Annotated in this window: 12 protein-coding genes; 8 read left to right on the plus strand and 4 right to left on the minus strand. The window is 42.1% G+C overall.

The annotated features are described in order from the left end of the window. Positions 1–41: 41 nt before the first annotated feature. Together serC and OCV29_RS09220 are read right to left on the minus strand one after the other, a co-directional pair. Positions 42–1,136, minus strand: coding sequence for a 3-phosphoserine/phosphohydroxythreonine transaminase (serC, locus tag OCV29_RS09215; protein WP_261887309.1), 1,095 nt, complete (start codon positions 1,134–1,136; stop codon positions 42–44). Positions 1,137–1,373: 237 nt separating this feature from the next. Beyond that, positions 1,374–2,651 carry a DUF945 family protein gene (locus OCV29_RS09220; RefSeq protein ID WP_073603044.1) on the minus strand — a complete coding sequence of 426 codons (1,278 nt, stop codon included), beginning with the start codon at positions 2,649–2,651 and terminating at the stop codon, positions 1,374–1,376. A 255-nt stretch (positions 2,652–2,906) separates the two neighbouring features. On the opposite strand from OCV29_RS09220, the gene OCV29_RS09225 reads away from it, so the two are divergent. The 3 genes from OCV29_RS09225 (at position 2,907) to OCV29_RS09235 (ending at position 6,167) form a co-directional block, all read left to right on the plus strand. Further along, on the plus strand, positions 2,907–4,829 hold the full coding sequence (locus tag OCV29_RS09225) for an ATP-binding protein (RefSeq protein ID WP_073603045.1): 1,923 nt from the start codon (positions 2,907–2,909) through the stop codon (positions 4,827–4,829). A gap of 45 nt (positions 4,830–4,874) precedes the next feature. Continuing rightward, on the plus strand, positions 4,875–5,375 hold the full coding sequence (locus OCV29_RS09230; protein ID WP_073603046.1) for a response regulator: 501 nt from the start codon (positions 4,875–4,877) through the stop codon (positions 5,373–5,375). A 240-nt stretch (positions 5,376–5,615) separates the two neighbouring features. Next, positions 5,616–6,167, plus strand: a complete 552-nt coding sequence (locus OCV29_RS09235) for a hypothetical protein (protein WP_073603047.1) — start codon at positions 5,616–5,618, stop codon at positions 6,165–6,167. Between the two features lie 88 nt (positions 6,168–6,255). Here OCV29_RS09235 and OCV29_RS09240 read toward each other — a convergent pair whose 3' ends face one another. Further along, a complete protein-coding gene (locus OCV29_RS09240; RefSeq protein ID WP_073603048.1) occupies positions 6,256–6,885 on the minus strand; it encodes a TfoX/Sxy family DNA transformation protein in 630 nt (209 codons plus the stop codon). A 335-nt stretch (positions 6,886–7,220) separates the two neighbouring features. On the opposite strand from OCV29_RS09240, the gene OCV29_RS09245 reads away from it, so the two are divergent. From OCV29_RS09245 to OCV29_RS09265, 5 genes are all read left to right on the plus strand, one after another. Next, complete coding sequence (locus OCV29_RS09245; RefSeq protein ID WP_073603107.1) at positions 7,221–8,141, plus strand: HDOD domain-containing protein; 921 nt, start codon at positions 7,221–7,223, stop codon at positions 8,139–8,141. Between the two features lie 162 nt (positions 8,142–8,303). Next, positions 8,304–9,941 carry a pyridoxal-dependent aspartate 1-decarboxylase PanP gene (panP, locus tag OCV29_RS09250; protein ID WP_073603049.1) on the plus strand — a complete coding sequence of 546 codons (1,638 nt, stop codon included), beginning with the start codon at positions 8,304–8,306 and terminating at the stop codon, positions 9,939–9,941. A gap of 301 nt (positions 9,942–10,242) precedes the next feature. Beyond that, positions 10,243–11,097, plus strand: coding sequence for a MurR/RpiR family transcriptional regulator (locus OCV29_RS09255; RefSeq protein ID WP_073603050.1), 855 nt, complete (start codon positions 10,243–10,245; stop codon positions 11,095–11,097). A 206-nt stretch (positions 11,098–11,303) separates the two neighbouring features. Continuing rightward, on the plus strand, positions 11,304–11,567 hold the full coding sequence (locus OCV29_RS09260; RefSeq protein WP_073603051.1) for a GrxA family glutaredoxin: 264 nt from the start codon (positions 11,304–11,306) through the stop codon (positions 11,565–11,567). 264 nt (positions 11,568–11,831) lie between these two features. Continuing rightward, positions 11,832–13,514, plus strand: a complete 1,683-nt coding sequence (locus OCV29_RS09265; protein ID WP_073603052.1) for an aspartate:alanine antiporter — start codon at positions 11,832–11,834, stop codon at positions 13,512–13,514. Positions 13,515–13,592: 78 nt separating this feature from the next. Here the strand turns inward: OCV29_RS09265 and fabV are convergent, their stop codons facing one another. Further along, the gene (gene fabV, locus OCV29_RS09270) at positions 13,593–14,795 is read right to left on the minus strand and encodes an enoyl-ACP reductase FabV (protein ID WP_073603053.1); all 1,203 of its coding nucleotides are present in this window, start codon (positions 14,793–14,795) and stop codon (positions 13,593–13,595) included. Positions 14,796–14,904 lie beyond the last annotated feature (109 nt).

The following is a 14,904-nucleotide window of genomic DNA, read 5'->3' on the forward strand; positions in this document are numbered from 1 at the left end:
ACCATCGCGCTTCACTTTCATCTGAATCCGGAAAATACGCTTCAGGCGTATTTTTCTTCAAAGGTTTTCATAAAGTTAACCAGCGCCTGAACACCTTCCAGCGGCATTGCGTTATAAATGGAAGCTCTCATTCCACCCACAGCCCGGTGACCTTTCAGTGCGACCAGTCCCTGCGCTGCTGCTTCTTCGAGAAAAGTGCTGTCCAAATCAGGGTTTTCGAGCTGAAAAGGAACATTCATCAGCGAACGGTTATCCGGATGAACTTTATTCTTATAGAAAGAAGACTGATCAATATAATCATACAGCAAAGCGGCTTTTTTCCGGTTCACCTGTTCTATCACTTTCACCCCACCCTGCGCTTTCAGCCACTGGAAAACCAGCCCTGATAAATACCAGGCAAATGTTGGTGGTGTATTAAACATCGAGTCCTTTTCAGCCAGAATCTTATAGTTCAGCACGGAAGGCAGCACATCACTGGCCAAATCAAGTAGATCATCACGAACAATCGCAATACAAATACCTGCCGGACCCACGTTTTTCTGAGCACCGGCATAAATGACACCATATTTGCTGACATCAATCTCACGGGAAAGAATTGTCGATGACATATCGGCGACAATGGGTTTATCTGTTACCGGCAGGTCATTGATTTCAATACCATCAATCGTCTCATTCGGACAGAAATGAACATAAGCAGATTCGGCATTCACCTGCCACTCACTTGCAGGTTTTACCGCAACGAGTCCGTCACATTCTGTTTTTGCTTCATAAATATCAACATCGCAATATCTGCGCGCTTCTTCAATCGCGCTCTCAGCCCAATATCCGGCATCAATATAAGTTGCTTTTTTAGCAGCTCCCAACAGGTTCAGTGGGACCGCTGCAAACTGAGCTCGCGCGCCACCCTGACAGAAAAGGACTTTATAGTTGTCCGGGATATTCAGCAAATCCCGGAGATCCTGCTCGGCCTGATTTGCGACTTCAATAAATTCTTTACTGCGGTGGCTGATTTCCATGACCGATGTTCCAAGGCCATGCCATTCAACAAATTCCGCTTGTGCTTTTTGCATTACAGCTTTTGGTAAAACAGCAGGACCTGCACTGAAATTGAATACAGTGTCAGCATTTGGCTCCATGAATGATTTACTCCTACGATCAAAGAGAAAAAGAAAGGTTCATACGATTAATAACACTTTTTCTCTGACAAAAAAAGTTACCGGGCAAAAAAGTTACTGGGTAAAAATTACCGGGTAAAAAAGATATTGGCCCCAGAGCATGTTGGTCTGGCTATATAAGACATAAGACAGAAAAGAGGCATAAGACAGAAAAGAGGCGCAAAGCACCTCTTTTCCTTTTTGATGACAGATTCAGTTTTACCGGGACAAGTACATCAGCATCATCAGAGAGGAAGCTAACGGCATTTTTTCACCGCTTTCAAAAATGAGATTGCCATCCTTGATGGTTGTATTTGTCACATAGACATCCCCTTTTTGTTGCACCATCTCCATGACAATCAACTCATCAATGCCTCTGCGCAGATCCGGATCTTTATCAATCAGACTCACCGGCACTGTCGCGTGGATTTCACCCTCGAGCTTATGCAGCAGTTGCTGCGGATTCATTGTGACGGACTCAATTCCCTCCGGCAAAGTCAGTTTCATTGATGTTTGTACCTGACCATCATCTAAACCAATATTCAGACGATCCAAAATAACAGAAAAGCCTTGCTTCACCAGTTGATTCAGAGCGTCAATCATTTCAGCCTGACTGATTTGCACGGCTTCGGAAGATTTCGCTTTATCTGCCGCAGATACGATTTTTGTTACACTGGCTTTATCCAGATTAACGATAGAGAAATCCATTTCCAGTCCGGTCAGGTTCCCCATCGGTGATGTGATCGCTGCCGTTTTAACGACCTGATTCATACTCATACGGCTTGCGTCAGCATTCTGAGACAAACCTGATTCGAAATTAAATTGATTCAGCTCGACCTGATTTCCTGACAATACATCTTCAAATGTGACTTTTTCCGTATTAAGGTGTTGTTTACCCAGCCAGAAATACCCTTCTTTCTTTCCTTCTCCATTCCCTGAAACATGCTCAAATGACAGTTTCTCTTCCGAAGCGAAATTCATGACGAAGGACGGAATCTGATACTGATAATTCACCTCGCCCGTGGCTCTGGCATGCCCGTTAAGCACAGCTTCATCGCTTGTCAAAGCCCATGATGTCTCATCATTTTTGCCATGATAATCCATCTTGCCCAGCGTCGTGGTAAAATCAGAATTCCCCACCAGGCTGGTGCTGGTTTTGATAACAAGCGGAAAGTCAGGATAATTTTTCAGTGTTGTTTCCGCATCCACAGAAAAAATGCCATGACGAATGTCACTGCGCCATATCAGGGAAACAGGAAAACCATCGGCCTGCAAATTGCTTTTCAGCTCTGGATCCACCACGGTCATTTCCACTTCAACTTGAGTGGATAAATAACCACGATCATAAGTCAGCGTTTTCCCTTCCACCCACTGATTTGAGAACGCACTCATTTCTCTATCAAATGCATTTTGAGTTATTTGTCCGACAACCAGTGGCCAACAGGCCACAAGACAAACAGCACCACCAACTGCTGCATATTTCTTTATTTGACTCATTATCGTAGTTCTCTGTTATTTTCAATCAATACGGCCAGATTCAATCAGGTTAAACAAATGATTTGTCCAACAGAATTTTTTAAACTGATATATCCACACAGCCTGAAGATGAGGTGTTCAGGTTGTGTGGATATATAGCGACCGTAACCGCTGTCTGTTTTAACATGTAAAGCGGCATTATAAAACCTGGGTCTCATCCTTAATGACGGATCCATGGTAAATTTTAGGTAACATAGTTGTTAAATCGAGAATAATGTGAACGATTATGCCATTCTTTGTTTAGATAATAATCCGGTAAGTGTTGAGCAATATCAGAATGAGCTGATGCCGTTTGCCGGGAGGTTTGACCTGTATTATGTCGACTCTCTGACAGAAGCTCAGCAAACACTCGATTTTATCCATGAACACTCACAAGATGTCGCCTTGGTGATTGCCAGTCATCATCATGCTCTGCAAGGCGCCGATTTCCTCATTCATCTCGATCAGCTCCCCCATACAAAAACAGCCAGAAAAGTTCTGATCAGTGCCGGAAAAGATATTCAGGCAATCTTATCCGCAGTCAACGAAGGCCGGCTTGACCACTGTCTGACAAAACCCCTTCAGGATAAGGTTCTGTATAAAACGGTCCATAAAGAGTTAACACACTATATTCTGGAGAAAGACCCTGAAAATCTGTTGAATTATAGTCATGAGCTCGATTCTAAAAAGCTGATGCGGGCTCACATTGATAATTCAATGCGTCGTTTCAGACAGGGTTTTATTAACGATTATCATCAAATGCCGGATAGTGAACTGGCTGAAAATGTCATTGTTTCACTCTATGCTTTTTTTGAAAAGAAAGATGAAACGAAGGCATGCAGAACTTATTCTGCAAATCATCTGTTAACGAAAGAAGGAGAAGAAAATCAGTACCTTTGGTTCATCACTAACGGCGAAGTTGCATTATTTAAAAAAGATGAACAGGGACAGGACCGGGAGGTTGTACGCCATCAAAAAGGCAACCTTGTGGGTGGTATGTCATTCGTCACTGGTGAACTCTCTTTTTCAACCGCGATTACACTGACAAAAACACATGTCATCAAACTCGACAGAGATGTATTTTCACGGGTGATGCACTCTGACAGCCAGCTACTGCCACTGTTTACGAATTTACTGCTGAGACACTTTAACCGCCGGCTGCAAAGGAGCATTTTAACCAAACTTAAACTGGAAGAAACGCTCGAATCGCTGGAGTCCACACAAAAGCAACTGATTGATCAGGAAAAGCTCGCCGTTCTGGGTCAGTTAGTTGCAGGTGTCGCACATGAACTGAATAATCCTGTCGCCGCTATTCTGCGTGGGGTTGAAACATTATCACAGGAAGTTCAGTGGATTTTTGACACTTATCCGGAAATATTCCCACCAGATGCTAATCAGTTACTGCATCAATCTATGACGATTTCTCCAATGTCAACCTCAGAGGAGAGACAGCGAAGCCGGACACTTGAAAAAACTTTGGGCGATCGTCATCTCGCTAAAAAGCTGGTTAAACTTCGCCTCGATGCCCGGGAAGATATCCTGCATCAGATCAAAACAAATGCATCAGGCGCTCACGACTACATCAGCCAACTGGAACATGTTGCCAGAACCGGCAGTACGCTGCGATCAGTTCAGGTTTGTGCACAAAGAATAGCTGACATGGTGAAGGGGCTTAAAAGTTATGCCAGAGATGATAAGGAACGTATTTGTCAGGTTGATATTCATGAAGGTCTCGAGGATACACTGGTCATTTTTGAAAACAAACTCAAACGACACCATGTGATCAAAGAATATGACACACTGCCGCTGATTACCGGCCAACCGACGGCCTTACAGCAGGTGTGGGTCAATCTTATTTCAAATGCTATTGACGCATTACCGGAAAAAAACGGACAACTTGAAATTATCACGGCCACTTTGAAACATCATGGACAGCCATATATCAGGGTTACCGTGCAGGATAACGGCATCGGTATTGCCGAAGAAATGAAAGCACATATTTTCGAACTAAACTTTACGACAAAGAAAGAAGGTAATTTCGGATTAGGTATCGGGCTCTCTGTTTGTCAGCAAATTATTCAGCAACATCACGGCTGGATTGATCTCGATTCAACAGTTGGGAAAGGTACATCAATCCATGTGTATTTATCCGCACAATAACAATCAATCCATTAATCAGATACGGCAAATCAGCCAGGAGAGCTTATGAATCAACGTTACTTAATTCTCTGCGTTGACGATGAGAGAGAAATTCTCGACAGTGTCTCACAAGATTTAGATATTTTCGAAGAGCATTTCACGCTCGAAGCAGCAGAATCAGTGTCTGAAGCAAAAGAAGTCATTGCTGAATACGCACAACAGGGGATCAAACTGGCGCTTATTTTATGTGACCATATTATGCCGGAACAAACGGGTATTGAGTTTCTAATTGAATTAAATCAGGAAGCATCAACCTTAAATAGCAGAAAAGTCCTCTTAACCGGCCAGGCTGGCCTGGATGATACTGTTGAAGCGATTAACCATGCCTGCCTTGATTTTTATATCAGTAAACCCTGGCAAGGTGATCAGTTACGTGACATTGTCAAAAATCAACTCACACAATATATGATAAAAAACGAATCCGATCTGACCGGATGGATGCCGGTTCTGAATACCGGAGAAATTCTTGCGGCCATGTCAAAACACCGTCATGATTTTGGCGAATAACCCACCAACCCATTTGGTGATGCAGTCGATCTGGTTAGTAAGTGGTGAAATTACATACAGTTTAACATTTTTCTTTCTCTAAAATGGCATTATATTTGCTTTATTCCCGTATACTCGACAAAAGCATGACGCTTTCCGGGTGGATGCCTGCGAGCACATTTAAAATGTTTTTGATCATGGAATGAACGGTGGGATAACACACTACCCTTTAGTCAGAATTTGAAATCACAAGGTTTAACTATGCGTAAAATTATTGGTGTAACAGCGTTGTTACTTGCATCTGGTTACTCTCAGGCTGCAGCTCCGGATCCAAACGATCCCTCAGTGATGAGTAACTTTAGTTACGACTATTATGAAGCCCGTATTGGCTTAAGCCCGACAACGTATGGTGCAAAACTCAGCATGTCTATTCACCCGAACGCTCATATGATTGGTCGTGTCGATTCAAAGCTCAGTGGTGACTACGATCTGTCAGCAGGTCTGGGCTTTCATGCACCTGCGAATAACTGGGCAGATTTCACCGGAGAAATGCTGTTTCGTATGATTGAACCTGAACACTCTAACGACACTGATACAGGCATGGAATTAACTTTAGGCGTGCGTCAGTGGTTAGGGCCGCAACTTGAGGTGGGCGGAAAAGCCGGCTATCTGACATTAGATAATAATAATGACTGGATTGGCTCTGTTTATGCCAGATTTCATTCAACAGAACTATTTTCTGTCGGTGCTGAAGCACGCTTAAATGATAATTATGATGATCAGGTCATGCTGACAGCGCGTTTCAAATATTAAGCTTTAAATAACTTCCCTTTGTTAATGTGAAATAGCCAGGTCAGCTGATCTGGCTATTTCATTTCTTGTGGTAAAGTGAGATGTATTTTCAGGTGAGTTTTTCTCTCTGATAATTCTCTGTTGCCTGCCTGACTGCTTCATACGCCAAAATGAGTTGTTGCTGTCTTGGCTCTCGTATTAATTCCCAGTAGATCCCTTCAATTGCACCGGCAAACTTCCAAAGTAATTTAACATCAACAGTATGACCATAAGTTTGTCTCACTTTGGAATAACACTGAACTGCACCGAGTTTATAAAAGGTCATCACATCCGGCACGCCTGATTTTTTTAACATCCGCTCAATGGTTAAATGAAGATTGGGTAAATCTCTGAGACGTTTATTTTCCGGCAGTGTTTTCTGATGCTTTTGCGTCAGGGCATACTGTTTGGACTTTTGTAAAATGTCCTCAAACGCCGGAGAACCGGACAGAAATAAATCTGTAATATTATAATAATTAACCCGGACCGAACTTTGCTTTTTCACCAGAACATATTTCCCTGTATACCCCATATTATGGAGTAAATTATCAAGTTCGCCTCCCCCTCTGATATAAATATAATCAGAATTAACCAGCGCAAACATGGCCCCCTGGCAGAATACTCCGATATCACCAAAGATCGATTTAGTGTCAAATTTTTCTCTATTTAACAGGTAATCAAAAAATTTTGTTGCTATCATATAGCTAGCCTCATGTTATGATTCTCCTTTGGAATTCAGGCTGACGTTGTAAATTGATTCGATTCTTATTCCTGATATGAAAAAATAAGCTGAACAACGACTTGTTTGTCTTTGAGCCGGAATATAACTAAACGATTTGAAACATGTCTGTATACGATATGAGACACTATCCATCAAACAGCATATCGATTATTTTGAATGGCATTTCTGCGTGTGTCTTCTCAGTTTAAGCCTGGTGCCAATTAATTGGCATAGATGCTGACTTTATTTGCGACCATACTTGCAACTAATAGATGAACTAAAAATTGCTATAACCAACACTAAATATGACGACTATGAACCATGTATCCTTTTTTTGGTTGCCGACTGACCAACAAGAATTATTTCAAGCCGTTGAGACAGAATTTGCTCAAATGGTTGAGTCTTCGATTCAAAGCGGCAAGTTTGAACTGCCTCCCATACCACATGTTGTTCTGGATATTCAGAAACTTTGTCTGCAGGAATCCACGACCATCGCTGACGTTGCTGATAGTTTAATTAATGATCCAAGCCTGACTGCAGTTGTTCTGCGTGTAGCAAACTCGGTCATTTTTAATTCCAGAGGGATTACATATAGTGATATCAATACAGCTGTATCCAGACTGGGAATTTACAGAGTCAGAGATATTGTGACAGCACAAGCCATCAAACAACTTAAGTACTCCGTTCATCTCAGAGATGAATGCGTGCAGATTCTTCGTCAAAGTGCAACAAACTCACGTAAGTTATGCGCGGCAATGGTTCTGGTGATTAAGTCATTTCAGGAAATTGACCCGGAAACATATGCTTATCTGGAACACGATAAAGCCCTGCTGGTCGGTTTGCTGGCAGATATAGGCTTATTCTGCCTGCTGAATGAATACCATAATTACCTGGAACAGGGAAATTATCTGGAACATAACCTGGCAATGCGTATTTTCGAATCCCGCTGTGATCGAACCAGTTACTACGTACTGAAGACCTGGGGATTCGACAATGATTACCTTTCAGTCGCAACCAGCAAAGAAGTCTCTGAAAAAGAGCATGATGTTTCTTATCTGGACATTGCCAAAATTGCTTATCACTTGCTGTTATTCAGAGATCAGGATTCGGATATTGATGAACATGAAGTTGAAATAAATACAACCGGGGCAGAAGTGCTCTATCAACTCAGTAATTTGTCTGATTCTGAGTTTAATACGCAAATCAGCTCTATTATTCACTCTTCAGGATTTTAATTCCGGCGGGATTCATCTGTTTAGTTTTACGTTGACGATGAGCCATGATGATCAAAAGCAGCATACCTGACGTAAAGCTATGGAATTAACGCGAGACATTCATTCCATTTTCGTTTAGATTGTCCCGCCAATGTACATAATAGCTATGAACTGAACAATGACATGAATTCTTCTGGCAATACAAAAACAGCAGATGCGAATCTTGATACCCTGCTCCGGATTTTTACTGTACCGGAAGACCGGAATTCTACATTAACAAAAATAGAAGAAGGACTTTCAAAAAATCTGAATGAATTCTTAAGAAATCATATCGTCACTGAAGAGCGCCCACTAAAAGAAATTGAGCAGGATTTTCTTTCTTCGCATATTCCTGAGCAGCCTGAGTTTATATCAGATCATACTCAACATTTACTGGATAAAGTCGTTTCTCAATCAGTTCACACCTCATCACCCGGATTTATCGGTCATATGACTTCGGCACTTCCTTACTTCTTAATGCCACTGTCAAAACTGATGACCGCTTTAAATCAAAATCTGGTAAAGATCGAAACTTCAAAAGTCTTTACGCCACTGGAGAGACAGGTTCTTGGCATGCTACATCGCCTGATTTATCAGGAAGATGACAATTTTTACCTGCAAAGAATGCATAGTGCTCATCACTCTCTTGGTGCATTTTGTTCCGGCGGGACCATTGCCAACCTCACCGCTTTGTGGGTTGCCAGAAATAATGTCCTGAAAGCAGAAGGACAATTTAAAGGGGTTGAGCAGGAAGGATTACTCCGGGCAATGAAACATTATGGCTATGATGGCCTGGCAATTCTGGTTTCTGAGCGTGGGCATTACTCTCTGAAAAAAGCAGCGGATCTGTTAGGCATTGGTCAGGAAGGATTAATTTCTGTCCCGACTGACCACAATAACAAAATCAGACCTGATGAATTAAAAGCCACGCTTACCCGGTTAAAACAGAACAACATCAAACCATTTGCTATTATTGGCGTTGCCGGTACGACTGAAACCGGCAGCGTTGATCCACTCGATGAAATTGCTGAGATTTGTCGTCAGGAAGGCTGTCATTTCCATGTCGATGCAGCCTGGGGTGGTGCTGCCCTGATGTCGAAGCAACATCAGTATTTACTCAAGGGCATTGAAAAAGCCGACTCTGTGACCATTGATGCGCATAAACAGCTCTATCTTCCTATGGGCGCAGGTATGGTGTTATTTAAAGATGCTGATGCAACACATGTCATTGAACATCATGCACAATATATCCTGAGAGAAGGCTCAAAAGATCTCGGTTGCCGGACACTGGAAGGTTCAAGGTCCGGTATGGCATTTTTACTTTATGCCTGTATGCACATTATCAGTCGTGCCGGATATGAATTACTCATTGATGAAAGTATTGCCAAGGCGAAGTATTTTGCTGAACTGATTCGTTCTCAACAGGACTTTGAACTCATCACCCAGCCAGAACTATGTATTCTGACCTATCGTTATCTCCCCGAATCTGTCAAAGATAGTATAAAACAATGTCCGCAAGAAAAGCGACATGCAATGAATGAGATATTAAATGAACTGACAAAGTATATCCAAAAAAAGCAGCGTGAATCCGGAAAAACATTTGTCTCGAGAACACAGCTAAACCCTGTTGAACTCAATGGTATGGATACAATTGTTTTTCGGGTCGTGCTCGCAAATCCACTCACTTCCAAAGAAATTTTGCATGAGGTGCTCGATGAGCAGCGAACAATCGCATCTCAGGCAATTTCTCTGATCAATAAATTAAAAGCGCTGGGCAGCTGAAAGACAAACTGAAAATTTATTTCTGAATCATTGTAACTAAAAAATGATTTTCATAAAAAAAACGCATTTCGTATAAAAATTACACAAAAAATGAAATCAAAATGAAATTTAGTTTGAGGTTTGTCATATTCTCATCATTTGGTGATCTGAAAAGCTACGGAGTTGATAGTGCTTCCGTTTATACTCTTGTTTTTAAGCACTTCGTTACAATTTTTTGTTTTTGGCTCACAAGGTCTTTACTCGGGACATTCTGCTGTCTCAGACCTGATGTGTGATTGATTCTCTTTTCCGTGTAAACATTATGAATACATTAGAAAAAATACAAAAAAATCTGGAAAATTTCAGCAAATCTGAGCGTAAAGTGGCTGAAGTCATCATGGCTTCGCCACAAACTGCGATTCATTCCAGCATCGCCACCCTGGCGAGGATGGCTGATGTCAGTGAGCCCACAGTAAACCGTTTCTGCCGCCGTCTGGATACAAAAGGCTTCCCGGACTTTAAACTTCACCTGGCACAAAGCCTTGCGAATGGCACGCCTTATGTCAACAGGAATGTGGAAGAAGATGATGGGCCAGATGCTTACACACATAAAATTTTCGAGTCAACCATGGCTTGTCTTGATATTGCCAAAAACAGCATCGAGCCTGCGCAAATTAATCGCGCCGTCGATTTACTGACACAAGCAAAACGTATCTCGTTTTTTGGTTTGGGTGCATCATCTGCGGTTGCCCGTGATGCGCAAAATAAATTTATCCGGTTTAATATTCCGATTACTTGTTTTGAGGATGTGGTCATGCAGCGTATGAGCTGTATTAACTGCACCGATAATGACGTAGTCGTCCTGATTTCACATACCGGAAGAACAAAAAGTTTGATTGAAATTGCTGAATTAGCGCAGCAATATGGTGCGACGGTAATCGCTATTACCGCGAAAGATTCACCACTAGATCAAGCTTGTTCATTGTCGATTTGTCTGGATGTTCCTGAAGATACAGACGTTTACATGCCTATGGCCAGCAGGGTTGTACAGATGACAGTCATCGATGTGCTGGCAACAGGCTTTACACTTCGTCGCGGCTCAGGTTTCAGAGACAACCTGAAACGAGTTAAAGATGCTTTAAAAAGTTCACGATACGATAAATTTCCCCAGTTCTGATCCTATTATTAATATGTTCTCATCATCCGGTGATACCAGTTTTGACCATGCTGGTATCTTCGTTTTGCGTCAGCGCTATTCATTCTATCCACGTATTGAGATAGCTTAGGTATAGATTTTAACTATCAAAACAAAAGGTACATGCTGCTTTATTTCAACATACAGTTCAGGCATAGTTACCCCAACAAGAAATCAAGGAGAAAGTTATGTTTGTAGTCATTTTTGGCCGTCCGGGTTGCCCATTCTGTGTCAGAGCAAAAGAACACGCTGAAACATTAAAAGAAAAGCGTGACGATTTTAATTTCCGCTATGTTGATATTCAGGCAGAAGGCATCAGCAAAGCTGATTTGGAAAAAACTGTCGGTAAACCCGTTGAAACAGTGCCACAGATCTTCATTGATCAGGAGCATGTCGGCGGCTGTACAGAATTTGAAGCCTATGCAAAAGAAAATCTGGGGCTGTTTGACTAATTCTTGATGTTCAAATACCTTGATACTGAATTCAAAGGCCCGTCAATACTTTTACTGACGGGCCTTTTCTGTTTTTGAATCTAAAACGATAAGTGTGAACAAAAAAGTATCAACTTTATTTTTCCAAATGCGGACATTTCACTAAATCTGGACTTGAGATCAAGCTGAATAAAATCGTACTAAAATTTCACTTATATTTTCCCGTAATTCATATACAATTTCCTTCGTCTTTTGTCCTTTAACCCACATACGCTGAGTCTGGCTGTGAATATAGATGTTGTACTATTGTTAAAACAAAACCCTATCCTGCTTATTTTTGTCGTCTTAGCCATTGGACTGGCAATTGGTAAAATCCGTATTGGTAGCTTTCAGCTTGGAAATTCTATTGGTGTACTCATTACCTCATTAATTATGGGACATTTAGGTTTTTCATTTAACTCAGAAGCACTGACGATTGGTTTTATGCTCTTCATCTACTGTGTTGGCATAGAAGCCGGGCCAAACTTCTTCGGTATTTTTTTCCGGGATGGTAAACACTATCTGATACTGAGTCTTGTTGTTCTTATTGTTGCGAACATGATTACTTATTTCGGCAGCCAGTTTCTTGCATTAGATTACGGACTGTCTGCCGGTATGATGGCAGGCGCGCTCACCTCCACTCCGGTTTTGGTTGGTGCGCAAGATGCTCTCAATTCCGGTCTGGCCGAAATTCCGGCTGATATGAATATTTCTCAGATACTGGAAAATGTTTCAGTCGGATACGCCATGGCCTATCTGATTGGATTAATCAGTATGATTATGTTCGCAAAGTTGCTGCCAAGAATTCAGAAACAAAATCTGTCAGACTCGGCTCAACAGATCGCCAGAGAGCGAGGTCTGGAACATAATGGACAACGTAAGGTTTATCTGCCAATTATCCGCGCATATCGGGTGGGTAAAGAGTTAATCAACTGGATTGACGGAAGAAACTTACGCGAACTGGGTGTATACCGCCAGACAGGCTGTTACATCGAAAGGATCCGCCGAAACGGCATCATAGCCCATCCGGATGGTGATGCAATTTTACAGGAAGGTGATGAAATCGCGTTGGTTGGTTTTCCCGACAGCCATGCGAGACTGGACCCGAGTTTTCGGAATGAACGGGAAGTATTTGACAGAAATCTGCTTGATTTGAGAATTACGGAAGAAGAAATTGTCGTTAAAAGTGATGGCATTGCAGGAAAACGCTTATCTGAGCTCAACCTGTCAGAGTTTGGGTGCTTTCTGAACCGGGTGGTACGGGCACAAATTGAGATGCCAATGGATTCAGATATTTTTCTGGCAAAAGGTGATGTCCTCCAGGTCAGTGGTGAAAGAAGCCGGGTTCAGGGGCTGGCTGATAAAATTGGTTTTATTTCAATCCATAGTCAAATCGCAGACTTATTTGCATTTTGTTGCTTCTTTATATTCGGCATCATGCTGGGCCTGATCACAATGAAGTTCGGCCAGGTATCTTTCGGGCTGGGTAATGCTGTGGGCTTATTACTATCTGGTATTATGCTCGGATTTCTCAGAGCGAATCATCCGACCTTCGGTTATGTCCCTCAGGGAGCACTGAATATGGTAAAAGATCTCGGACTGATGTTTTTCATGGTTGGCATTGGTCTCAGTGCCGGTGGCAATATGTTTGAGCACCTTTCTGAAATCGGAGTAAAACTCCTTGGTCTTGCATTTCTGGTGAGTGTCGTCCCTGTCGTCTTTGCCTACCTGGTTGGTGCCTATTTGCTGAAAATGAACCGGGCGATGTTGTTTGGTGCCATTATCGGAGCCCGAACCTGTGCGCCTGCAATGGATATTGTAAATGATTATGCAAAATCGACTATTCCAGCTCTTGGATACGCCGGTACATATACGATTGCGAATATATTGATGACAATTGCGGGTACAATTCTGATTTTGCTGACTTAATGCGTCATGAGTTTATCCCATAATGATAAAAAGCCGGTTAGTAAACCGGCTTTTTAATAAACAATTCCGTTTATCGGATCAGATATCAATCACATCAAATTCTGCAACAGGGTTTACGTCTGCTTCATAATCGACGGAATCGATACCGAAGCCAAACAGCTTCAGAAATTCCTGCTTATAATCCTCATAATCAGTCAGCGCTTTCAGATTCTCAGATGTAATCTGTGGCCATAAATTCTGACAATGCTGCTGGATATCATCTCTGAGTTCCCAGTCATCCAAGCGCAGGCGATTCTTATCATCGACTTCAGGCGCACTTCCGTCAGCTTTATATAAGCGCTGGCTGAACATGCGATAAATCTGTTCCATACACCCTTCATGGACACCTTCTTCACGCATTTTCTTAAATACCATCGCAATATACAAAGGCATCACAGGAATCGCTGAACTTGCCTGAGTGACAACTGACTTCAGTACAGCAACATTAGCGGTTCCGTTTTTCGCACTCAGTTTGCTGTTTAAAGCTGTCGCTGCACGATCCAAATCCATCTTGGCCCGGCCTAAAGCACCGTCCCAGTATATTGGCCAGGTAAGTTCAGTGCCGATATAACTATAAGCAACGGTCTTACAACCATCGGCCAACACACCCGCATCATCAAGCGCATTAATCCAAAGCTCCCAGTCCTGTCCGCCCATAACACAAACTGTATCTTCGATTTCCTGTTCAGTTGCAGGCTCAACACTTGCTTCGATAATGACATCTCTGTTTGTATCAACAGCGGTTGAAGTATAAGTATTTCCAATCGGCTTTAATGAAGAACGGATCACTTCACCCGTATCTGGTAACTTACGCACAGGGGAAGCCAGTGAATAAACAACCATATCAATCTGGCCAAGATCCTGCTGAATTAGTTCGATTGTTTTCTGTTTCGCCTCATGAGAAAAAGCATCCCCATTTAAGCTTTTTGCATATAACCCAGCTTCATGTGCATACTTTTCAAATGCTGCTGAATTATAAAAACCTGCTGTACCTGGCTTTTTCTCTGTACCTGGCTTCTCAAAAAACACACCGATAGTTGCAGCCTCACCGCCAAAAGCAGCTGCAATCCGGGATGAAAGCCCATAGCCGCTGGATGCGCCAATCACCAGAACACGCTTGGGAGCGTTAACAATTTTTCCCTGAGATTTAGTATATTCAATCTGCTCTTTCACATTAGCCGCACATCCTGAAGGATGTGTCGTTGTGCAAATAAATCCACGAATTTTAGGTTTGATGATCATATTCAGCTTCCTTAAAAAAACTTCTTAAGGATAAAAGGTTCATCAAAAAAACTCATCCTATTTTTTCAAAAAAAGCTTCAAAAAAAGTTTCGAATGAACATTGGTTGGC

This window comes from Vibrio aerogenes (genome assembly GCF_024346755.1).
GTDB lineage: Bacteria > Pseudomonadota > Gammaproteobacteria > Enterobacterales > Vibrionaceae > Vibrio > Vibrio aerogenes.